15 protein-coding genes and 1 pseudogene are annotated in these 21356 nt (G+C 61.9%); 9 read left to right on the top strand and 7 right to left on the bottom strand.

Annotated features, from left to right (window positions below; all coding sequences use genetic code 11):
* Positions 1-32 precede the first annotated feature (32 nt).
* The 5 genes from aceE to FQ664_RS02090 all read left to right on the top strand — a co-directional run bounded on the left by aceE (position 33) and on the right by FQ664_RS02090 (position 8852).
* Positions 33-2678, top strand: a complete 2646-nt coding sequence (gene aceE, locus FQ664_RS02115; protein ID WP_144170233.1) for a pyruvate dehydrogenase (acetyl-transferring), homodimeric type — start codon at positions 33-35, stop codon at positions 2676-2678.
* A 13-nt stretch (positions 2679-2691) separates the two neighbouring features.
* Positions 2692-4323, top strand: a complete 1632-nt coding sequence (aceF, locus tag FQ664_RS02110) for a dihydrolipoyllysine-residue acetyltransferase (RefSeq protein WP_144170232.1) — start codon at positions 2692-2694, stop codon at positions 4321-4323.
* Positions 4324-4700: 377 nt separating this feature from the next.
* The gene (locus tag FQ664_RS02100; RefSeq protein ID WP_144170231.1) at positions 4701-7391 is read left to right on the top strand and encodes a putative bifunctional diguanylate cyclase/phosphodiesterase; all 2691 of its coding nucleotides are present in this window, start codon (positions 4701-4703) and stop codon (positions 7389-7391) included.
* 165 nt (positions 7392-7556) lie between these two features.
* Positions 7557-8225: a peptide-methionine (S)-S-oxide reductase MsrA gene (gene msrA / locus FQ664_RS02095; RefSeq protein WP_003255654.1), complete on the top strand. Its 669-nt coding sequence runs from the start codon at positions 7557-7559 to the stop codon at positions 8223-8225.
* A 3-nt stretch (positions 8226-8228) separates the two neighbouring features.
* Positions 8229-8852 (top strand): glutathione S-transferase, encoded by a 624-nt coding sequence (locus FQ664_RS02090; RefSeq protein WP_144170230.1) that lies wholly within the window; start codon positions 8229-8231, stop codon positions 8850-8852.
* A gap of 99 nt (positions 8853-8951) precedes the next feature.
* Here FQ664_RS02090 and rloA2 read toward each other — a convergent pair whose 3' ends face one another.
* Positions 8952-9452, bottom strand: a complete 501-nt coding sequence (gene rloA2, locus FQ664_RS02085; RefSeq protein ID WP_144170229.1) for a retropepsin-like aspartic peptidase RloA2 — start codon at positions 9450-9452, stop codon at positions 8952-8954.
* A gap of 182 nt (positions 9453-9634) precedes the next feature.
* Between rloA2 and FQ664_RS02080 the strand changes: the two genes are divergently transcribed.
* Both FQ664_RS02080 and FQ664_RS02075 read left to right on the top strand, forming a co-directional pair.
* Complete coding sequence (locus FQ664_RS02080; RefSeq protein WP_144170228.1) at positions 9635-10522, top strand: acyltransferase; 888 nt, start codon at positions 9635-9637, stop codon at positions 10520-10522.
* Positions 10523-10708: 186 nt separating this feature from the next.
* A pseudogene (locus FQ664_RS02075) lies at positions 10709-11667 on the top strand (APC family permease); the annotation flags it as partial.
* A gap of 139 nt (positions 11668-11806) precedes the next feature.
* Here FQ664_RS02075 and FQ664_RS02065 read toward each other — a convergent pair.
* Complete coding sequence (locus tag FQ664_RS02065) at positions 11807-12382, bottom strand: DUF2780 domain-containing protein (protein ID WP_144170227.1); 576 nt, start codon at positions 12380-12382, stop codon at positions 11807-11809.
* Between the two features lie 205 nt (positions 12383-12587).
* Between FQ664_RS02065 and FQ664_RS02060 the strand changes: the two genes are divergently transcribed.
* Entirely contained in the window at positions 12588-13532 is a 945-nt protein-coding gene (locus tag FQ664_RS02060; RefSeq protein ID WP_144170226.1) for an RHS repeat-associated core domain-containing protein, read from the top strand.
* A 771-nt stretch (positions 13533-14303) separates the two neighbouring features.
* Positions 14304-14573, top strand: coding sequence for a DUF3077 domain-containing protein (locus FQ664_RS02055; protein ID WP_144170225.1), 270 nt, complete (start codon positions 14304-14306; stop codon positions 14571-14573).
* A 246-nt stretch (positions 14574-14819) separates the two neighbouring features.
* On the opposite strand, the gene fdhA is transcribed toward FQ664_RS02055, so the two are convergent.
* The 5 genes from fdhA to FQ664_RS02030 all read right to left on the bottom strand — a co-directional run bounded on the left by fdhA (position 14820) and on the right by FQ664_RS02030 (position 21355).
* Positions 14820-16019: a formaldehyde dehydrogenase, glutathione-independent gene (gene fdhA, locus FQ664_RS02050; RefSeq protein ID WP_003255673.1), complete on the bottom strand. Its 1200-nt coding sequence runs from the start codon at positions 16017-16019 to the stop codon at positions 14820-14822.
* A 304-nt stretch (positions 16020-16323) separates the two neighbouring features.
* The gene (gene purU / locus FQ664_RS02045) at positions 16324-17181 is read right to left on the bottom strand and encodes a formyltetrahydrofolate deformylase (RefSeq protein WP_046614475.1); all 858 of its coding nucleotides are present in this window, start codon (positions 17179-17181) and stop codon (positions 16324-16326) included.
* Positions 17182-17193: 12 nt separating this feature from the next.
* A complete protein-coding gene (locus FQ664_RS02040; RefSeq protein WP_144170224.1) occupies positions 17194-17826 on the bottom strand; it encodes a sarcosine oxidase subunit gamma in 633 nt (210 codons plus the stop codon).
* Between the two features lie 179 nt (positions 17827-18005).
* On the bottom strand, positions 18006-21023 hold the full coding sequence (locus FQ664_RS02035; RefSeq protein ID WP_144170223.1) for a sarcosine oxidase subunit alpha: 3018 nt from the start codon (positions 21021-21023) through the stop codon (positions 18006-18008).
* Positions 21020-21355 carry a sarcosine oxidase subunit delta gene (locus FQ664_RS02030; RefSeq protein ID WP_039613194.1) on the bottom strand — a complete coding sequence of 112 codons (336 nt, stop codon included), beginning with the start codon at positions 21353-21355 and terminating at the stop codon, positions 21020-21022. Before FQ664_RS02030 ends, FQ664_RS02035 begins: the two co-directional genes overlap by 4 nt.
* Between the last annotated feature and the right edge of the window lies 1 nt (position 21356).

The raw sequence follows: 21356 nt of genomic DNA, 5'->3' as shown, positions 1-21356 counted from the left end.
ATTCTGGTTGCCTTTCCGCCCTGGAGCAAGCCATGCAAGACCTCGATCCAATCGAAACCCAGGAATGGCTGGATGCCCTGGAGTCGGTCCTCGACAAAGAAGGCGAAGACCGCGCTCATTACCTGATGACCCGTATGGGCGAGCTGGCCACCCGTAGTGGCTCCCAGCTGCCGTATGCGATCACCACGCCATACCGCAACACCATCCCTGTCACCCACGAAGCACGCATGCCTGGCGACCTGTTCATGGAACGCCGCATTCGCTCGATGGTGCGTTGGAACGCCCTGGCCATGGTCATGCGCACCAACCTGAAAGACTCGGACCTGGGCGGACACATCTCCAGCTTCGCCTCCAGCGCCACCCTGTACGACATCGGCTTCAACTACTTCTTCCAGGCCCCGACCGAAGAACACGGCGGCGACCTGATCTTCTTCCAGGGCCACGCCTCGCCAGGCGTCTACGCCCGTGCCTTCATGGAAGGCCGCATCAGCGAAGAGCAGATGAACAACTTCCGTCAGGAAGTGGACGGCAACGGCCTGTCGTCGTACCCGCACCCATGGCTGATGCCTGACTTCTGGCAGTTCCCGACCGTATCGATGGGTCTGGGCCCGATCCAGGCCATCTACCAGGCACGCTTCATGAAGTACCTGGAAGCCCGTGGCTACATCCCGGCCGGCAAGCAGAAGGTCTGGTGCTTCATGGGCGACGGCGAGTGCGACGAGCCGGAATCCCTGGGCGCAATCGCCCTGGCCGGCCGCGAGAAGCTGGACAACCTGATCTTCGTCATCAACTGCAACCTGCAGCGCCTCGACGGCCCGGTGCGCGGCAACGGCAAGATCATCCAGGAACTCGAAGGCGTGTTCCGTGGCGGTGGCTGGAACGTCAACAAGGTCGTCTGGGGCCGCTTCTGGGACCCACTGTTCGCCAAGGACACCAACGGTGCCCTGCAGCGCCGCATGGACGAAGTCATCGACGGCGAGTACCAGAACTACAAAGCCAAAGACGGCGCGTACGTTCGTGAGAACTTCTTCAACACCCCGGAACTCAAGGCCATGGTCGAAGACCTGTCCGACGAAGAGATCTGGAAACTCAACCGTGGCGGCCACGACCCGTACAAGGTCTACGCGGCGTACCACCAGGCGGTCAACCACAAAGACCAGCCTACTGTCATCCTGGCCAAGACCATCAAGGGTTACGGTACCGGTGCCGGCGAAGCCAAGAACACCGCGCACAACACCAAGAAGGTCGACGTCGACAGCCTGCGTCACTTCCGTGACCGCTTCGACATCCCGGTCAAGGATGCCGACCTGGAGAACCTGCCGTTCTTCAAGCCGGAAGAAGGTTCTGCCGAAGCCAAGTACCTGGCCGAGCGCCGTGCTGCCCTGGGCGGTTTCGTGCCACAGCGCCGCGCCAAGAGCTTCAGCATACCGACCCCGCCACTGGAAACGCTGAAAGCGATCCTGGACGGCTCGGGCGACCGCGAAATCTCCACCACCATGGCCTTCGTGCGTATTCTGGCGCAGCTGGTCAAGGACAAGGAAATCGGCCAGCGCATCGTCCCGATCATCCCGGACGAAGCCCGTACCTTCGGTATGGAAGGCATGTTCCGCCAGCTGGGCATCTACTCGTCGGTCGGCCAGCTCTACGAGCCAGTCGATAAAGACCAGGTGATGTTCTACCGCGAAGACAAGAAGGGCCAGATCCTCGAGGAAGGCATCAACGAAGCCGGCGCCATGTCGTCGTTCATCGCTGCCGGTACCTCGTACAGCTGCCACAACCAGCCGATGCTGCCGTTCTACATCTTCTACTCGATGTTCGGCTTCCAGCGTATTGGCGACCTGGCCTGGGCCGCTGGCGACAGCCGTACCCGTGGCTTCCTGATCGGCGGTACCGCCGGCCGTACCACCCTCAACGGTGAAGGCCTGCAGCACGAAGACGGTCACAGCCACATGATGGCGGGCACCATCCCGAACTGCCGCACCTACGATCCGACCTACGGCTACGAGCTGGCGGTGATCATCCAGGACGGCATGAAGAAGATGACCGAAGAGCAACAGGACATCTTCTACTACATCACCGTGATGAACGAATCCTACCAGCAGCCAGCCATGCCGGCCGGTGTCGAGGAAGGCATCATCAAGGGCATGTACCTGCTGGAAGAAGACACCCGCGAAGCCGCGCACCACGTACAGCTGATGGGCTCCGGCACCATCCTGCGCGAAGTCCGCGAAGCGGCGAAGATCCTGCGTGAAGAGTTCAACGTCGGTGCCGACGTGTGGAGCGTCACCAGCTTCAACGAACTGCGTCGCGACGGCCTGGCCGTGGAACGCGCCAACCGCCTGAAACCTGGCCAGAAGCCACAGCAGACCTACGTCGAGCAGTGCCTGAACGGTCGCAAGGGCCCGGTCATCGCCTCCACCGACTACATGAAGCTGTTCGCCGAGCAGATTCGCCAGTGGGTACCGAGCAAAGAGTTCAAGGTCCTGGGTACCGACGGTTATGGTCGCAGCGACAGCCGCAAGAAGCTGCGTCACTTCTTCGAAGTCGACCGCCACTTCGTGGTGCTGGCTGCCCTGGAAGCCCTGGCTGACCGTGGCGAGATCGAACCAAAGGTTGTTGCAGACGCTATCGTCAAGTTCGGTATTGAACCGGACAAGCGCAACCCACTGGACTGCTGAGGAGTATTTTTAAGTGAGCGAACTCATTCGCGTACCTGACATCGGCAGCGGTGAAGGTGAAATCATCGAGCTGTTCGTCAAGGTCGGTGATCGTATCGAGGCTGACCAGAGCCTGCTGACCCTGGAGTCCGACAAGGCCTCCATGGAGATCCCGGCCCCGAAAGCCGGTGTCATCAAGGAACTGAAGGTCAAGCTGGGCGACCGCCTGAAAGAAGGCGACGAGCTGCTGGTCCTGGAAGCCGAGGGCGCCGCTGCTGCGGCCCCTGAGGCTCCGGCCGCCGCTCCGGCTCCGGCTGCCGCCCCTGCGCCTGCCGTCGAAGCCGCCCCTGCAGTGGCCGCAGCCCCGGCTGCCGCCAGCGTGCAGGACATCCACGTGCCGGACATCGGCTCGTCGGGCAAGGCCAAGATCATCGAAGTACTGGTCAAGGTCGGCGATACCGTCGAAGCTGACCAGTCGCTGATCACCCTGGAGTCCGACAAGGCCTCCATGGAAATCCCGTCGCCGGCTGCCGGCGTGGTCGAAGAAGTGCTGTGCAAGCTGGAAGACGAAGTCGGCACTGGCGACCTGATCTTCAAGCTCAAGGTTGCGGGCGCTGCCCCGGCTGCCGCTCCGGCACCTGCTGCAGCCCCGGCCAAGGCCGAGGCTGCTCCGGCCGCCGCACCTGCCGCTGCGGCCCCGGCTGCTGCCCCTGCACCGGTTGCCACCGCACCGGCCGCTGGCAGCAACGCCAAGGTTCACGCCGGCCCGGCAGTACGCCAGCTGGCCCGTGAATTCGGTGTCGACCTGGGCGCTGTTGCCGCCACCGGCCCGCACGGCCGCATCCTGAAAGAAGACGTGCAGGTTTACGTCAAGGCGATGATGCAGAAAGCCAAGGAAGCACCGGCAGCCGCTGGCGCAACCGGCGGCGCCGGCATCCCGCCGATCCCTGCCGTGGACTTCAGCAAGTTCGGTGAAGTGGAAGAAGTGGCCCTGACCCGTCTGATGCAGGTCGGTGCTGCCAACCTGCACCGCAGCTGGCTGAACGTGCCGCACGTGACCCAGTTCGACTCCGCCGACATCACCGAGCTGGAAGCCTTCCGCGTTGCGCAGAAGGCCGTGGCCGAGAAGGCTGGCGTGAAGCTGACCGTGCTGCCACTGCTGCTCAAGGCCTGCGCCTTCCTGCTCAAGGAGCTGCCGGACTTCAACAGCTCGCTGGCGCCAAGCGGCAAGGCCATCATCCGCAAGAAATACGTGCACATCGGCTTCGCCGTGGACACTCCGGACGGCCTGCTGGTCCCCGTGATCAAGAACGTCGACCAGAAGAGCCTGCTGCAACTGGCTGCCGAAGCGGCGGCGCTGGCTGAAAAAGCCCGCACCAAGAAGCTGTCGGCCGACGAGATGCAAGGCGCCTGCTTCACCATCTCCAGCCTCGGCCACATTGGCGGCACCGGCTTCACGCCGATCGTCAACGCGCCGGAAGTGGCTATCCTGGGCGTCTCCAAGGCGACCATGCAGCCGGTCTGGGATGGCAAGGCCTTCCAGCCGAAGCTGATGCTGCCGCTGTCGCTGTCCTACGATCACCGTGTGATCAACGGCGCTGCCGCCGCGCGCTTCACCAAGCGCCTGGGCGACGTGCTGGGCGATATCCGCACCATGCTGCTGTAAGGCAGCACACTGCCCCTCTGCGCGAGGGGCAGTACCCTTTTCGAGCTGCCACGCTCGTACCTCAACCCCGTCGATTGGCGGGGCTTTTTTTTGCCTGAAAAAGACTGGGAAGGCTGTGCCCCTGTGGGAGCGGGCTTACCCGCGAAGAATCCAACCCGGTACATGGCACCGGCTACGCCGGTGTTCGCGGGTAACCCCGCTCCCACAGGCCGCAAAGCGGCACCAAAATCTCCAGCCTGATTACAGATTCCGACCAAACAGCCGATAACCCGTCTACAGCATCACGCATGGCTGCTTGCCAGCCCCCGGGACATGATGCAACCTTGCCAGATCCGCCGCCGCCCCAAGGCTGCACTCCCTCTTCAAGCGAGTCTTCGATGAAAAGCCAACCCGATGCCGCCAGCCGTGTGGCGGCCGAGGTCGTGACGCAGTTACCCGTGCCCTCGCGGCTCGGCATGCTGCGTTTCGAAAGGCTCAACGAAGCCACCTGGGCCATGCTCTACCTCGACCCGACCTGCGAGCGCCAGTTCGGCCTGCACGCCGGTGACCTGTGCGCCCTGGTAGACGCGCCCTATGCCAGCCTGATGGAACCCGAGGCCCGCTACCGGCTGCATGACGAGATCCAGTTGCAACTGGCCCAGCGCGGCTACTACCGCGTGCGCTACACCTTGCACACACCAACTGCATCGCTACGCATGCTGGAGGCTGGTGAAGCCTACAAGCAGCACAACCGCCACCTGTTACGCGGCTACCTCAGCGTGCTCGACGACCAGCCCGAAGATCCCGCAGAGGCCGGTGCCAGCGACCTGGAGTCGCGCAACAACCGCCTGCAACTGGCCCTGCAACTGAACCAGCGCGCGCAGCAGGAACAACTCGAGCACCTGGATCGGGTACGTGCCCAGCAGGACCTGATCCTGCGCCTGGCCCGCCAGCGCTACAGCGCCGGGAACTCGCTGCGGGAAGCCGCCCAGCTGATTACCCAGAGCGCCTGCGAGATCTACAAGGTCGACTGCGCCAGCATCTGGCACCTGGAAGACCAGCGCCTGGAGCCGATCATCGCCTGGTACCGGGACGCGCAGGAGCACCGCCAGCCCGAAGCCATCGATGCCAGCTGCTTCCCCGACTACCTCGACGCGCTGCACGCCAGCCGCGCCATCGACGCCCACAATGCCGGCCACGACCCGCGTACCCGCGCCCTGGCGCAAAGCATGCGCCCGGAAAACAAGGCCATGCTCGATGCCAGCATTCGCGTCGATGGCCAGGTAGTCGGCGTACTGTGCCTGGAGCAGACCGGCCAGACACGCGCCTGGCAGTCGGACGAAATCGCCTTTGCCGGCGAACTGGCCGACCAGTTCGCCCAGGTCATCACCAACCATAACCGGCGCACCGCCGCCAGCGCCCTGCACCTGTTCCAGCGTGCGGTCGAGCAGAGCGCCAGCGCCTTCCTGCTGGTCAACCGCGACGGCGTGGTGGAGTACGTCAACCCCAGCTTTACCGCCATCACCCAATACAGCACCGAGGAAGTGCAGGGCCGTCACCTGGGCGAGCTGCCGGCGCTGGAGAACCTGAGCGAGCTGCTGTTCGACTCGCCGTCGAGCCTGGCCATGGGCAACAGCTGGCAGGGCGAGTTCAAGAGCCGGCGCAAGAACCTCGAACCCTACTGGGGCCAGCTGTCGATTTCCAAGGTCTACGGCGACAACCGTGAGCTGACCCACTACATCGGCATCTACGAAGACGTCACCCAGACCAAGCTGGCCCAGCAGCGCATCGAGCGCCTGGCCTACACCGACAACCTGACCAACCTGGGCAACCGTCCGGCGTTCATCCGCAGTCTGGACGAGCGCTTTGCCCGCGATGGCGAGAACTCGATGTGCCTGCTGCTGGTGGACATCGACAACTTCAAGCGCATCAACGACAGCCTCGGCCACCAGACTGGCGACAAGCTGCTGATCAGCCTGGCCCGGCGCCTGCGCAACAGCCTGCACAGCGGGGGCATCCTGGCGCGCTTTGCCAGTAACGAGTTCGCCGTACTGCTCGACGACACCAGTCTGGAAGATGGCCAGGGCGTCGCCCAGCAATTGCTGCGCACCCTCGACAAGCCGATGTTCGTCGACAACCAGCTGATCAACGTCACCGCCTCGGTGGGCCTGGCCTGCGCGCCGCTGCACGGCGTCGACCCGGCCAGCCTGATGAAGAACGCCGGCCTGGCGCTGCACAAGGCCAAGGCCAACGGCAAGCACCAGGTGCAAGTGTTTACCGAAGTGCTCAATGCCGAAGCCAGCTACAAGCTGTTCGTCGAGAACAACCTGCGCCGCGCCCTGACCCAGAACGAGCTGGAGGTGTTCTACCAGCCCAAGCTGTGCCTGCGCAGCGGCCGTCTGCTGGGCCTGGAAGCACTGCTGCGCTGGAACCACCCCGAACGCGGCATGATCCGCCCGGACCAGTTCATCAGCGTGGCCGAAGAGACCGGCCTGATCATCCCCATCGGCAAATGGGTGGTGCGCCAGTCGTGCCGCATGAGCCAGCAACTGCGCGCGGCCGGCATGGGCAACCTGCACGTGGCCATCAACCTGTCGCCCAAGCAGTTCTCCGACCCGGACCTGGTGACGTCGATCAGTACCATCCTCAAGGAAGAAGCCCTGTCCCCACACCTGTTGGAGCTGGAGCTGACCGAAGGCCTGCTGCTGGAGGCCACCGAAGACACCCACCGCCAGCTGGATGAGCTGAAAGCCCTGGGCCTGACCCTGGCCATGGACGACTTCGGCACCGGTTATTCGTCGCTGAGCTACCTGAAGAAGTTTCCGATCGACATCCTCAAGATCGACCGCAGCTTCATCAATGAAATCCCCGATAACCAGGACGACATGGAGATCACCTCGGCAGTGGTGGCCATGGCCCACAACCTCAAGCTGAAGGTGGTGGCCGAAGGTATCGAGACGCCGGAGCAGCTGGCGTTCCTGCGCCGGCACCGCTGCGATGTGGGCCAGGGCTACCTGTTCGACCGGCCGATTCCGGGGTGCGAGCTGGCAGAACGGCTGAAGCGTTACCCGCGTGGTCCTGTGGCCTGACAGCCGTGCAAACCTCGGGCACTATAGCGCTCATACGGGCCCCTTCGCGGGTAACCCCGCTCCCACAGGTACACCACAATATTCGAAATCTGTGCAGGACCTGTGGGAGCGGGTTTACCCGCGAATGCCCCTGCCCCCATCTCAAAGATCTACAGAGGAACGGCCATGGTCCTGCGTTCGGAAATCCTGGTGAACAAAAACGTCATGCCTACCGCGGAACAGGCCCTGCCTGGCCGCGAAACGCCAATGAGCCTGCCCGAGTTCCATTATGTCTTCAAAGACACCCCACTGCTCGGGCCCTTCTTCGAAGGCGCCATCGACTTCGCCATCTTCGGCCTGGGTTGCTTCTGGGGCGCCGAGCGCCGCTTCTGGCAGCGTGAAGGCGTGGTCAGCACGGTGGTCGGCTACGCCGGCGGCTTCACCCCCCACCCCACCTACGAAGAAGTGTGCTCGGGCCTGACCGGCCACACCGAAGTGGTGCTGGTGGTGTTCGACAAGGACAAAGTCAGCTACCGCGAGCTGCTGGCAATGTTCTGGGAACTGCACAACCCGACCCAGGGCATGCGCCAGGGCAACGACATCGGCACCCAGTACCGCTCGGCCATCTACTGCACCAGCCCTGAACAGCTGGAACAGGCCAAGGCCAGCCGCGACGCCTTCCAGGCCGAGCTGAGCAAGGCCGGCTTCGGCGAGATCACCACCGAAATCGACCAGGCGCCGACCGTGTACTTCGCCGAGGCCTACCACCAGCAGTACCTGGCCAAGAACCCGGACGGCTACTGCGGCATCGGCGGCACTGGCGTATGCCTGCCACCCAGCCTGCAGGGTAACTGACGCATGAGCACGATGACCCTGTTCCACTCGCCGTCGTCGCCGTTCGTGCGCAAGGTGATGGTGGTGTTGCACGAGACCGGCCAGCTTGATCGCGTCAGCCTTCAGCCGGTGAACATCAGCCCGGTGAGCGGCGACGTGCAGCTTAACCAGGACAACCCGATCGGCAAGATTCCGGCCCTGCGCCTGGACGACGGCACCGTGCTGCATGACAGCCGGGTGATCTGCGAGTACCTCGACCTGCAGCACGTCGGCCTGCCACTGCTGCCGCGCGAAGGCTCGGCACGCTGGCGGCGCATGACACTGGCGTCGCAGGCCGATGCGATCATGGATGCGGCGGTGTCGAGCCGCTATGAGAGCTTCCTGCGACCTGAGGACAAGCGCTGGGATGGTTGGCTGCAGGCGCAGGGTGACAAGATCCGCCGTAGCCTGGCCAACCTGGAGCAGGAGCACTTGCCCGAATTGATGTCCGGGTTCGACCTGGCAGCGATTGGCGTCGCTTGTGCGCTGGGGTACCTGGACTTGCGTCAGCCGGAGTTTGGCTGGCGTGAGCATCAGCCCGGGTTGGCGGCGTGGTATGCCGAGGTGAGCAAGCGGCCGTCGATGCTCGCTACCTCTCCAGTAGTCTGAAAGGCCGCCATCGCCGGCAAGCCAACTTGTGGGAGCTGGCTTGCCGGCGATGGGCTGCGCAGCAGCCCCTGAAACAAACGGGGTGGACCGGGTTTCCTATCAGCAATCAGGCTTGCCGGCGGTGAACTTCTTCGCCGGGTTGACCGCCGCCTTGAACTCGCGCAACGCCTTGGACCCCACCAGCAGCGGGTAGTTGAAGCTGCTGCGGTCGACCAGGTTGACCTCCACGGTGCGCTTCACGTCCCCCAGGCACAGCTCCAGGTCGACCACCGGGCGCTTGGAGATTTCCGGCGCATCGCCTTCCTCCTCCTCATCGGCACGGCCCTTGATCTTGCTGATGCGCGAGACCTTGTGTTCGTACACCTTGCCATTGGAGTCCTTGGTCGCCAGGCGGAAGCGCACCCACTCGTCGCCATCACGGGTGAACAGTTCGATGTCCTTGGCCGACAGCGACGCGGTGAAGGCACCGGTGTCCATCTTGGCTTTCAGGGTTTCGCCCAGCTCGGGCAGGGCAATGTTCTCGTAACGGCCGTAGATCGTGGGCTCGGCGGCCATGACCGGCAGCGCCAACAACGACAACAGGGCAAGCAGAGGTTTCACAGGCAGGCTTCCTTGAGAAGAGTCAGTGCTTAGACTGCACTGGCTGGATAGGTTCGCTGTCACAAGCCTAACCAACATAATGTGAAACATTTGTCTCCGTCGTCAGGTAATGGAGATTTGGCGTAGGCCACAGCCCTGCTTATCATTGCCAACCGTTTTTATCCCACAACAAGAGTCTCTTTATGCGTCGCCTGCTGACTGGCATCCTCACCGCCACCCTGCTGCTGCTCAACACCCTGGTGTTGATCTGCCCGCTGCTGGTCTTCGCCCTGCTCAAACTGGTGCTGCCGGGCCGTGGGCGTGACTATGCCTCGTGGGCGGTAATGTGGGTGGCCGAAACCTGGTCGGAGATCGACAAGGCCATCTTTGCCCTGTGCATCCCTACCCAATGGGACGTCCGCGGTGTGGAGAACCTGCGCAAGGGCACGTCTTACCTGGCCGTGAGCAACCACCAGACCTGGGTCGACATTCCGGCGCTGATCGAAAGCCTCAACCGCCGCACGCCATTCTTCAAATTCTTCCTGAAGAAAGAGCTGATCTGGGTACCGCTGCTGGGCCTGGCCTGGTGGGGGCTGGATTACCCCTTCATGAAGCGCTACAGCAAGGCCTTCCTGGAGAAGCACCCGGAGCTGAAGGGCAAGGACCTGGACATTACCAAGGCGGCTTGTGAACTGTTCAAGCGTCAGCCGGTGACTGTGGTGAACTACCTGGAAGGCACGCGCTTTAGCGAGGCCAAGCGCCAAGAACAGCAGTCACCGTATCGCTACCTGCTCAAACCCAAGGCTGGCGGTGTGGCATTCGTACTGGCCGCACTGGGTGAACAGCTGGATGCCTTGCTGGACGTAACCATCGTGTACCCAGGCAACAAGGCGCCGGGGTTCTGGGACCTGCTCAATGGCAGCATCAGCCGGGTGATTATCGATATTCGCGTGCGTGAGCTGGACCCGCTGCTGTGGTCGGGGGATTACGAGAATGATCCTGAGTTCCGCCAGACAGTGCAGGCCTGGGTGAATAAGTTGTGGGTGGAGAAGGACCAGCGGATCGAGCAACTGCGGGTGGAGATGGGCTGAGATCTTTGCTGCCTCCCACAGGGACCCCGTTTACCTTGAGGCCTGTGGTGATCCTGTGGGAGCGGGTTCACCCGCGAAGAGGCCGGTATAGCCCCTGCAATTCCTGATTAGAACCCAGGCTAATAATCAGCATAAGGATTACTTTTTTGTCATCCCCCACCTAAGTGGATAAAAATCGACCAAAGCATGGTCCCGCTGACCATCTTCACTACCTACGGCGTCGTCACCGAACTTACTGGTGGCCGGACGGCCGGCGCCTATATCGTCACCCTGGTGGCCATGCTGTTCACCGCCGCGTCCTACAGTTTCATGGTCAAGCGCTTCCCGGTCGCGGGTTCGGCGTACGCCTACACCACCATGGCTTTCGGCCCGAATGCCGGCTTTCTCGCCGGCTGGTCGTTGCTGCTGGATTACCTGTTCCTGCCGATGATCAACTACCTGCTGATCGGCCTGTTCCTCAACATAGCGTTCCCGGCCATTCCGGCGTGGTCGATCGCGCTGGCATCGATTGCCCTGGTAACGGTGCTCAACGTAGTCGGCATCCACTCGGTGGCCAAGACCAGCAACCTCATCGTCGGCGCGCAGATCATCTTCATCGTGGCGTTCGTCGCCCTGTCCTGCCAGTCGCTGGCCGGCCAACCGCTGGACCTGCTGTCGCCGCTGCTGGGGGATGATTGCAAACCCGGCTTCGGCCCGATCATGACTGGTGCGGCGGTACTGTGCCTGTCGCTCCTCGGCTTCGATGCAGTCTCCACCCTGGCTGAGGAATGCCGAGATGCTCGCCGCGATGTGCCACGGGCGGGCAGTTCCTGGCCAACTTCTTCACTGCTGCGTATGTGGCCGGCAGCCTGGGCTCGGCGCTGGCCTCGCAGGCGGCGGTGTCGCGCATTCTGTTCACTATGGGCCGTGACAAGGTGCTGCCGCAGCGCACTTTCGGCTACCTGTCACCGCGTTTTGGCACGCCGGTGTTCGTCATATCGCTGGTTTCGGCGTTCTCGCTGCTGGCGTTGGCAATCGACCTGGCGGCCCTTGCCTCGCTGATCAGCTTTGGTGCGCTGGTGGCGTTTTCGGCGGTGAACCTGGCGGTGCTGACCGCCGGCTTCCGCCGCCCGGTGCGGCTGGTGGACTTCACAGAAGCTGCATGACCTGAAAATTGCGCTGGCTGTGCTGGCCTCATCGCCGGCAAGCCAGCTCCCACAGGTACAGCGCCAGCCCTGAAGGCAACGATAACCCTGTGGGAGCCGGCTTGCCGGCGATGAGGCCGGTACTGGTGTTACAGAATGATCAGACCGAAGGTTGGGCCAATGGCGCCGGGGTAGTCCACAAGCTGCCCAGATTCTGCAACAACGACCCGGCAATCCCCTGCTGCCCCAGATACTGCAACAGCAACGGCGCAAACTGCCCGATCAACCCGGTATCCATGCCCAGCGCCTTGAACGCATTGTCCAGATCGCTGCGGTTCTGCACATTGCCACCCAGTGCATTGTTCAGCGCCGACGGGTTCTCGCTGTTCTTGCCCAGCAAATCACCCAACCCACTCAAGCCACCCAGCGCACTGGCCCCCGCCAGCAGGTCCAGCCCAGGCACTGCCTTGGTCAACTGGCCATAGTCCTCGCTGCTGAGGTTGTTGCGCGCCAACCCCAACATCGCCCCTGCGCCACCTACGGCCTGTTCGGGGGTGATCTTCAATTCGCTGCCCAGGGTGTTGAGCAGATTGGCCTGCGCCGCAGGCGCCTGCACCTGGCCTTGCTGTTGCTGGTTCTGCATGGCCGACACGGCGTTGGCGGCGTCACTGAGGTTGAAGGCGAACACCGGGCTTGCGGCCAGGGTCATCAGGGTTGCCAGGGTGAATGCTTTCATCGGGAGGGACCTCGGTTGGCCGGGATGGCCTGGGAAACGAGGCATTCGACTGAACATTTATAGCTTTGTTCCGAGCCGGTCATCAGGGCGCGAGCGGGATAAAGCTGCTTTGATGCACACCTATCATTTTTGCCAGTAGCGACACGTGACAAGCCCATCAATACTGACACCTCCGATTCAGATTTCATTAGCAAGGAATTGGGGTATGCCCAGAATGGAAGAAAACAAACTCTCAGCGTTCCTATACCAAAACACAATGCTCACGACCATAATTACAGGAGAGCACTCCAGAACAATTTTCCGTGCAGGAGAGCAGCTTCTTGCGGAAAGAAAATTTGACAATACACCTAGCACAGGCCTGCTTGTAACAGACGCTGCGGGGTCGGTTCTTCAAGCGCGTGGCTGGAGCGGGTCGCACGCTGCCTACACAGCATACGGTCATGCCGCAAACTTATCCACACTACAAACATCTCTAGGATTTAATGGCGAGCAGTATCACGCCTTCGTAAACGGCTATTTGCTAGGCAATGGATATAGACTTTATGGAAATAGCAGATTCTACTCACCTGATTTCTATAGCCCTTTCGAAAGAGGTGGAATTAATACTTACGCTTACTGCGAAGGGGATCCAGTAAACTTTCATGACCCTAGCGGCAGGTTCATTATGCGTTTTTTCAGATGGGTCGGAAAACTTTTTTCCCCCAGATCTCCCACGCAGAATATTTCTGACGTAGAACGGCGCCCCGTAGAACGGCGCCCCGTAGATCCTGCCCCCCCATATACCAGAGATGCTGCACCACCGTCTTACCAGAGCGCTCAGAATCGAAGCTATGTCACTTCAAATCAAAAACTGAAAACACTCAACAGAAAACTTAATGAAAAATATGATGACTTAGATTTTATCGAGTCCGAAATATCTCCCAACCCTGTAGTCCTGAAACGCCACCAAAAAGGTATCGACAACCTAACCCGCCGAATAGAAAAGAAGAGAAATATTATTGTAAAAGCAGAAACCAATCTGGCCTTTTTAGAGTACAACTCATTAGCCAGCGCACCGACTAGAAGACATAGCATCTCTACAACCCAACCCAGCCTAATTCAAGAAAATGCCATTTCTATCAGGAAAAACTCTGTTAATGGGCATTACTAATTTTTTGGCGGTCATCTACGCCAATCCAGATCACTATCCTGATACTCCTGTTAAGTTGCAAAACAAAGTGAGGGCGCAGACTCAATCTCACCACGGCATTTGAAGCTGTGACCTGCTGTGGCTGCGGGTCACGCCACAAACCCGGCCATCATTTTTAAGATTTTACCTCTTCCTTGTAGTCCATTTCCCAAACATACTCCCTCCCCCTCCAGGCCATTGCCGTGCACGAGGTTGCGCTCTAGTCTCGAACGGTCGCTGCCAATCAGCGATCGGCTTTGACAGGCCGACACCGACAGATTCGTGATGGCTTTCCTCAATGGTGGCTGTACGTGGGGCACCTTATGTGCGCCGGGTTTACTCTGTCGACCGGTCTGTCAACCCGCGTACAGCCGCCACCCATTTGTTTGACAGCAGAGGGTGTCGGCACGACCGACAGAGGGTTACACCATGCTGAAAACAGCTTTTGATCCACCACACCATTCCCATTCCCTTGAAGACACCATCCTCCAGCCCACGGAGTGTGCCCAGGCTGTGGCACAACAGACGTTTGAGGTGCTGCTTGAAGCGGCGTCGGTGCAGACGCAGATACCGGCTGAAGCTCGGATTCTGCATTAACAGGCAATTTGATGTGCTGCCTGATAGGGCCTCTTCGCGGGCAAGCCTGCTCCTACAAAGGTTGTTCAGCCTTCAGGTCCGGCGCCGTACCTGTAGGAGCGGGTTTACCCGCGAAGTGGCCGGACCAGGCACAGCCAATTTCAAGGGGATAGAACAATGACAACAGACGCAAGAGAACCCAACACCACCGTCGGCAAGACCATGTTTTACCAAGGGGAGAACAAGACCCACGCGCTGTTCTGCATCGCACCCGGCATCCCTTGCCAGGATGCACGTGACCAGGCTTCGGAACTGATGGGGTATGTGCGGGACATGACCATAGACGGGCTGATGGACAACAAGCCACAGCTGCTTTGGGCTTCACATTATCTGAGCGCGCTGGCCAAGGCGCTGATGGATGATGCGGAGTTGGGGATGATGCGCTGATTGATGGGTTGGCAGGGCTGGCCTATTCGCGGGTGAACCCGCTCCCACCAGGTCGGCGCTAACCTCAAGATTGATGCATAACTGGAAGGCAACTTTCTTTACTGCCTGTACAGGCCTCATCGCCGGCAAGCCAGCTCCCACAGGTACGGCGCCAGGCTTGAGGCTTGTACTTATCCTGCGGGAATGAAGCCGGAACTGCCATGAAAAAGCCCCTCGATGCGAGGGGCTCTTGTCAAACGACGGTTGTTACGCCGCCCCCCACATCTTGTGCGGGTCGATCACGAACTTCTTCGGCACACCCGCATCGAACTCGCCATAACCTTCCGGCGCCTGGTCCAGGTTGATCACCTGCACACCCACCACTTCGGCAATGTTGATGCGATCCCACATGATCGCCTGCATCAGCTGACGGTTGTACTTCATGGTCGGGGTCTGGCCGGTGTGGAAGCTGTGCGACTTGGCCCAGCCGAGGCCGAAGCGGATGCTCAATGCGCCGATCTTGGCAGCGGCATCCACCGCGCCCGGGTCTTCGGTGACGTACAGGCCCGGGATACCGATGTTGCCGGCAACGCGGGTCACTTGCATCAGCGAGTTCAGCACGGTGGCTGGCGCTTCATGCTTGGCACCTTCGTGGCCATGGCCGCGAGCCTCGAAGCCTACTGCGTCAACGGCGCAGTCAACTTCCGGTTCGCCGAGGATGTCGACGATCTGCTCGTGCAGCGGGGTGTCCTTGGACAGGTCGACCACTTCGAAGCCCTGCGACTTGGCGTGGGCCAGGCGGGCGGGGTTGAGGTCGCCGACGATCACGCAGGCGGCGCCCAGCAGGCGCGCCGAGGCAGCGGCGGCCAGGCCGACCGGGCCAGCACCAGCGACGTAAACGGTGCTGCCTGGGCCTACGCCGGCAGTCACGGCACCGTGGTAGCCGGTTGGCAGGATGTCGGAAAGGCAGGTCAGGTCACGGATCTTCTCCATGGCCTTGTCGCGCTCAGGCAGTTTCAGCAGGTTGAAGTCGGCGTATGGCACCAGCACGTATTCGGCCTGGCCACCGGTCCAGTCGCCCATGTCGACGTAGCCGTAGGCACCACCGGCACGGGCCGGGTTGACGGTGAGGCAGACACCAGTGTGCATCTCTTTGCAGGAGCGGCAGCGGCCGCAGGCGACGTTGAAGGGTACCGAAACCAGGTCGCCGATCTGCATGCGCTCGACATCGCGGCCTTTCTCGACGATTTCACCGGTAATTTCGTGGCCCAGGACCAGGCCGACCTGGGCAGTGGTGCGGCCACGGACCATGTGCTGGTCGGAGCCGCAGATGTTGGTGGAGACCACCTTCAGGATCACGCCGTGCTCGATCTTCTTGCCGCGTGGGTCCTGCATTTTCGGGTAGTCGATCTTCTGCACCTCGACCTTGCCGGCGCCGAGATATACCACTCCACGATTGCCAGACATGCTCTTACCTCGCTTGATTTATATTTATGCAGCGGTGGTTGAACGCGCCGCCATCCATGGGCGGCAGGTGTTACTGGAATGCAGGGAATTGTGGGCCTGATACGGCGGGCTGCACTGACTGGGAGCGACAGGGAGATGCCTTTTAGCGGCAGGGTTGTCGTTGGAGGATATGGGGGGAAACAAAGGTGGTGACCTGCACTGGCCTCTTCGCGGCTAAAGCCGCTCCCACAGGTACTGCGCTGGCTTCAAGTTCACGCAGCACCTGTGGGAGCGGCTTTAGCCGCGAAGAGGCCAGTGCAGGCTACTACAGAACTACAGTCCGGTTGGCATTGAGGAACACCCGCCGCTCAATGTGATAGCCCACCGCCCGCGCCAGGGTCAGGCATTCGATGTCGCGCCCTTTGGCAATCAGGTCTTCCGGGTAGTGGCTGTGGTCCACCACCTCGACGCCCTGGGCAATGATCGGCCCTTCGTCGAGGTCATTGTTGATGTAGTGCGCCGTGGCCCCGACCATCTTCACACCCTTGTTGTACGCCTGGTGGTAAGGCTTGGCGCCCTTGAACCCTGGCAGCAACGAGTGATGAATGTTGATCGCCCAGCCATCCAGACGCCGGCACAGCTCAGGCGACAGCACCTGCATGTAGCGCGCAAGGATCACCAGCTCGGCACCGGTTTCCTCGATCACCTGCAGCACCTTGCGCTCTTGCCCAGGCTTGTCCTTGGGATCGAGAGCAAAGTGGTAGTAGGGAATCTTGTGCCAGTGCGCCAAAGGCTCGAGGTCGGGGTGATTGGACACTACCGCGACCACGTCCATGGCCAGCTGGCCAATGCGCTGGCGATACAGCAGGTCGTTCAGGCAGTGGTCGGCCTTGGACACCATGATCACCACCTTGGGGCGGTGGTTCGGGGCGGTCAGCTCGAAGGCCATGCCGAACGCATCGCTGCGCTCGGCAAGGCCGGCGCGGAAGCCGGCCTCGTCGAAATCGTCCGGCTGGCGGAACTCCACGCGAATGAAGAAACGCCCCGACAGCCGGTCATCGAAGGAGTGGTGCTCCGTCACGTAGCAGCGCTGCTCGAAGAGGTAACGCGTCACCACGTCGACGGTACCGAGCATGCTCGGGCAGTCGGCGGTGAGAATCCAGGTATCCGGTGCCCGACTCATGTTCTGTTCTCCTTAAGCCTCGATGCTCAGGCCATACTCGGCCGAAGCGTCCTGCAGCCACAGCCACCAGTAGTCGGCGAAGCTGCGGCGAATCACCAGCTCCCAGGTGTCTTCGGCGGTGCGGCGGATCACCAGTTGCGACTTGGCGAACACAGTGCCGACGGCCTTGCCCACCGGGAAGTTGTTCGGGTGAACATCATAGCTGGTGGATTTCATCAGCACTTCGCGCACGTTCGGGCCGCGCAGTTCCAGCAGGCTCTGCCCGCCGCTGACGTTGACCACCTGGATGTGCTGGCCTTCGAGGGCTGCGCGCAGCTTTTGCTCGACCGCCAGCTCCTGGCCGCCTGGCACGATCAGCAACCACTCGTCAGGGCCCATCCATTGCAGCGACATTTCGTTGTTGGCGACCACGGTCAGGGCCACTGGCAGTTCCAGGCCCAGGGCCTTGTGCACGCCGGCGGCGAATTCCGGGTCGTGGCCGTCGCCACGAATGGTCAGGTGGCCGAGGAACTTGCGTTCACGCAGGGTCACGCCTGCGTTCTTGCGGCCTTTGCCAACCAGGCTGGCCAGGTCGGCGTGGTGCAGTGGCGACTGGGCCTTGGCCTCGGCGCCGGGGTTTTGCTGGAAGACGTTGATAGCGCTCATTTCTTACCTGCCTTGAATTCTGTTGATCGCGAAGACCTGAGGTAGAACCTGTAGTCACCGACTGTGGGGGGTTGTGGGAGCGGGTTCACCCGCGAAGAGGGCGCTGAATCCACCATCGCATTCGCGGGTAAACCCGCTCCCACAGAGACCGCATTCCAATCAGTGCTACTGGTGAAGCCTCAAACGTTCTGCCGCTCACCCTTCGGATCGAAGAACACCGAAGACACGATCTCCGCCTCGATCACGCTGCCATCCGCCTGCGGCGAGTACACACGCTCGCCCATACGCTTCAGGCCGCCCTTGACCACACCCATGGCGAACGAATAGCCCAGGGAATTGGACGTGTAGCTGGAGGTGACGTGGCCAACCATGTCCATCGGAATCGGCTGCTGCGGATCGAACACCAGCTGGGCGCCTTCCGGCAGCCACTTGGTCGGGTCGATCGGTTTCAGGCCCACCAGCTGCTTGCGGTTCTCGCGCACGCAGTCTTCACGGTTCATGCCACGCAGGCCGATCCACGAGTACGGCTTGTTGCGGCCCACACACCAGCTCATGTTGAGATCGTCCGGGGTCATCGAGCCATCAGTGTCCTGGCCTACGATGATGAAGCCCTTCTCGGCACGCAGCACGTGCATGGTCTCGGTGCCGTACGGGGTCAGGTTGTACTTCTTGCCCGCCTCGATGATCTGTTCCAGCACGCCCATGGCGTAGTTGGCCTGCACGTTGACTTCGTACGACAGCTCACCGGTGAACGAGATCCGGAACACCCGGGCCGGCACGCCGCCGACATTGCCTTCCTTCCAGGTCATGAACGGGAAGGCTTCCTTGTCCATGTCGATATCGGTCAGCTCGCTGAGCAGCTTGCGGCTGTTGGGACCGGACAGGGTCATGGTCGCCCAGTGGTCGGTGACCGAGGTGAAGTACACCTTCAGCTCCGGCCATTCGGTCTGGTGGTACAGCTCCATCCACTGCAGCACGCGGGCAGCACCGCCGGTGGTGGTGGTCATGATGAAGTGGTTGTCGCCAACGCAGGCGGTGACGCCGTCGTCGAAGACCATGCCGTCTTCCTTGCACATCAGGCCGTAGCGGGCCTTGCCCACGTCGAGCTTGGTCCAGGCGTTGGTGTAGATGCGGTTGAGGAACTCGCGGGCATCCGGGCCCTGGATGTCGATCTTGCCCAGGGTCGAGGCGTCCAGCAGGCCCACGCTGTCGCGCACGGCCTTGCATTCGCGGGCCACGGCAGCATGGATGTCTTCACCGGCTTTCGGGAAGTACCAAGGGCGCTTCCACTGGCCGACATCTTCGAACTCGGCGCCGTTCTTCACGTGCCATGCGTGCAGGGCAGTGAAGCGTACAGGCTCGAACAGGTGGCCACAGTGACGACCCGCTACCGCGCCGAAGGTAACCGGCGTGTAGTTGGGGCGGAACATGGTGGTACCCATTTCCGGGATGGTGATGCCGATCGAACGGGCGGCGATGGCCAGGCCGTTGATGTTGCCCAGTTTGCCCTGGTCGGTACCGAAGCCCAACGCGGTGTAGCGTTTTACGTGCTCGACCGACTCGAAGCCTTCGCGGGTGGCCAGTTCGATGGCGGCTGCGGTGACGTCGTTCTGCTGGTCGACGAACTGCTTGGGTGCGCGGGCAGTGCCCTTGTCGTGCGGCACCTGGAACAGCGCCACGGTGGCCTCTTCCTTGCGCGCAACGGTTTTCGGCAGGCTGCCTACGGTGGCCTTGAAGCCAGCTTCGGTGGCTGCGCGAACGCCGCCTTCGAAGCCATCGGCGATCACCTCGCCCAAGGCGTAGACGCCGTTGATGCCACCCACGCATTCGCGTTTCTGTGGAGCATCGCCCGGCACGAAGCCGAGGATGTCTTCACGCCATACCGGGCGACCACCCAGGTGCGAAGCCAGGTGCACGATCGGGCTGTAACCGCCGGAGGTGGCGATCAGGTCGCACTCGAGGGTTTCGCCAGGGCTGGTGACCTTGTGCGCCTGTACATCGATGGCGGCCACACGGGCGCCTGTCACGTGCTTGCTGCCCTTGGCCTCGATCACGGCGCTGGAGGTGAGGATGCGGATGCCTTTGGCACGTGCTTCCTCAACCAGCGAGCCACGCGGGTTGTGGCGCGCGTCGGCAATGGCGACCACCTGCAGGCCGGCATCGTGCCAGTCCAGCGCGGCGCGGTAGGCGTGGTCGTTGTTGGTCGACAGCACCAGCTTGCGGCCCGGGGCCACGCCGTAGCGGCGTACGTAGGTGGACACGGCACCGGCCAGCATGTTGCCCGGCACGTCGTTGTTGCCGTACACCAGCGGGCGCTCGTGGGCACCGGCAGCCAGCACCACGCGCTTGGCGCGAACGCGGTGCACGCGGTGGCGTACCTGGCCGATCGGGGCGCGATCGCCGAGGTGGTCGGTGAGGCGCTCGTGGATGGTCAGGAAGTTATGGTCGTGGTAGCCGTTGACCGTGGCGCGTGGCAGCAGGGTCACTTCCGGCAGGCTTTCCAGCTCTTTGACCACGGCGTTGACCCACTCGGTGGCAGGCTTGCCGTCGAGGGTTTCGCGGGTGTCGAGCAGGCTGCCGCCGAACTCTTCCTGCTCGTCAGCCAGGATCACGCGGGCACCGCTGCGGGCAGCGGCCAGTGCAGCGGCCAGGCCAGCAGGGCCGGCACCGACGATCAGCACGTCGCAGTGCTGGTTCATGTAGTCGTAACTGTCCGGGTCGTTCTGCAGCGGCGCGCGGCCAAGGCCGGCGGCTTTGCGGATGTACTTCTCGTAAGTCATCCAGAACGATTTCGGGTACATGAAGGTTTTGTAGTAGAAGCCCGGCGGCATCATGCTGCCGCCGACCTTGCCCAGGATGCCCATGACGTCGTTGTTGACGTTCGGCCAGCCGTTGGTGCTGGTGGCTACCAGACCTGCGTACAGCGCCTGTTGGGTGGCACGCACGTTGGGGATCTGGGTGGCTTCGCTGGAGCCGATCTGCAGGATGGCGTTCGGCTCTTCGGTACCGGCGGCGATGATGCCGCGTGGACGCGAGTACTTGAAGCTGCGGCCGACGATGTCGACGCCGTTGGCCAGCAATGCCGCGGCCAGGCTGTCACCGGCATAACCCTGGTAGGTCTTGCCGTTGAAGCTGAAGTTCAGGACCTTGCTGCGGTCGATACGGCCGCCGCTGGCGAGGCGATAGGTCTGGCTCATACTTTTTCCCCTTGGCCTTTGACGGTCGACGCGGCGCTGCTTTGCTTGCCGCTGGCGGTCACTTGCGGCTTCTCGCCAATCTTGTAGGTTTCCAGAATTTCGTAGGTCACGGTGTCACGGGTGACGTTGAAGTACTGGCGGCAGCCGGCAACGTGGTCCCACAGTTCGTGGTGAATACCGCGTGGGTTGTCACGGTAGAACATGTAGGTACCCCACTCTTCGTCGGAGCAGGCGTTGGGGTCCAGCGGACGGGCGATGTGCGCCTGGCCAGAGGCGTGGAACTCTTCTTCGGAGCGCAGCTCGCCGCAGTGGGGACAGAAAATATGCAACATG

It is taken from the genome of Pseudomonas persica (assembly GCF_900291015.1).
Lineage (GTDB): Bacteria > Pseudomonadota > Gammaproteobacteria > Pseudomonadales > Pseudomonadaceae > Aquipseudomonas.
Note: the sequence above shows the minus strand (reverse complement) of the source record. Positions and strands in the feature narration are given on the sequence as shown.

Bases quoted from the DNA above. Each gene is read 5' to 3' on its own strand.
- FQ664_RS02100 (WP_144170231.1), top strand. From the start codon at position 4,701: ATGAAAAGCCAACCCGATGCCGCCAGCCGTGTGGCGGCCGAGGTCGTG.
- FQ664_RS02090 (WP_144170230.1), top strand. From the start codon at position 8,229: ATGAGCACGATGACCCTGTTCCACTCGCCGTCGTCGCCGTTCGTGCGC.
- FQ664_RS02055 (WP_144170225.1), top strand. From the start codon at position 14,304: ATGACAACAGACGCAAGAGAACCCAACACCACCGTCGGCAAGACCATG.
- aceE (WP_144170233.1), top strand. From the start codon at position 33: ATGCAAGACCTCGATCCAATCGAAACCCAGGAATGGCTGGATGCCCTG.
- fdhA (WP_003255673.1), bottom strand. From the start codon at position 16,019: ATGTCTGGCAATCGTGGAGTGGTATATCTCGGCGCCGGCAAGGTCGAG.
- purU (WP_046614475.1), bottom strand. From the start codon at position 17,181: ATGAGTCGGGCACCGGATACCTGGATTCTCACCGCCGACTGCCCGAGC.
- FQ664_RS02035 (WP_144170223.1), bottom strand. From the start codon at position 21,023: ATGAGCCAGACCTATCGCCTCGCCAGCGGCGGCCGTATCGACCGCAGC.
- FQ664_RS02030 (WP_039613194.1), bottom strand. From the start codon at position 21,355: ATGTTGCATATTTTCTGTCCCCACTGCGGCGAGCTGCGCTCCGAAGAA.
- FQ664_RS02080 (WP_144170228.1), top strand. From the start codon at position 9,635: ATGCGTCGCCTGCTGACTGGCATCCTCACCGCCACCCTGCTGCTGCTC.
- FQ664_RS02040 (WP_144170224.1), bottom strand. From the start codon at position 17,826: ATGAGCGCTATCAACGTCTTCCAGCAAAACCCCGGCGCCGAGGCCAAG.
- msrA (WP_003255654.1), top strand. From the start codon at position 7,557: ATGGTCCTGCGTTCGGAAATCCTGGTGAACAAAAACGTCATGCCTACC.
- FQ664_RS02065 (WP_144170227.1), bottom strand. From the start codon at position 12,382: ATGAAAGCATTCACCCTGGCAACCCTGATGACCCTGGCCGCAAGCCCG.
- FQ664_RS02060 (WP_144170226.1), top strand. From the start codon at position 12,588: ATGCCCAGAATGGAAGAAAACAAACTCTCAGCGTTCCTATACCAAAAC.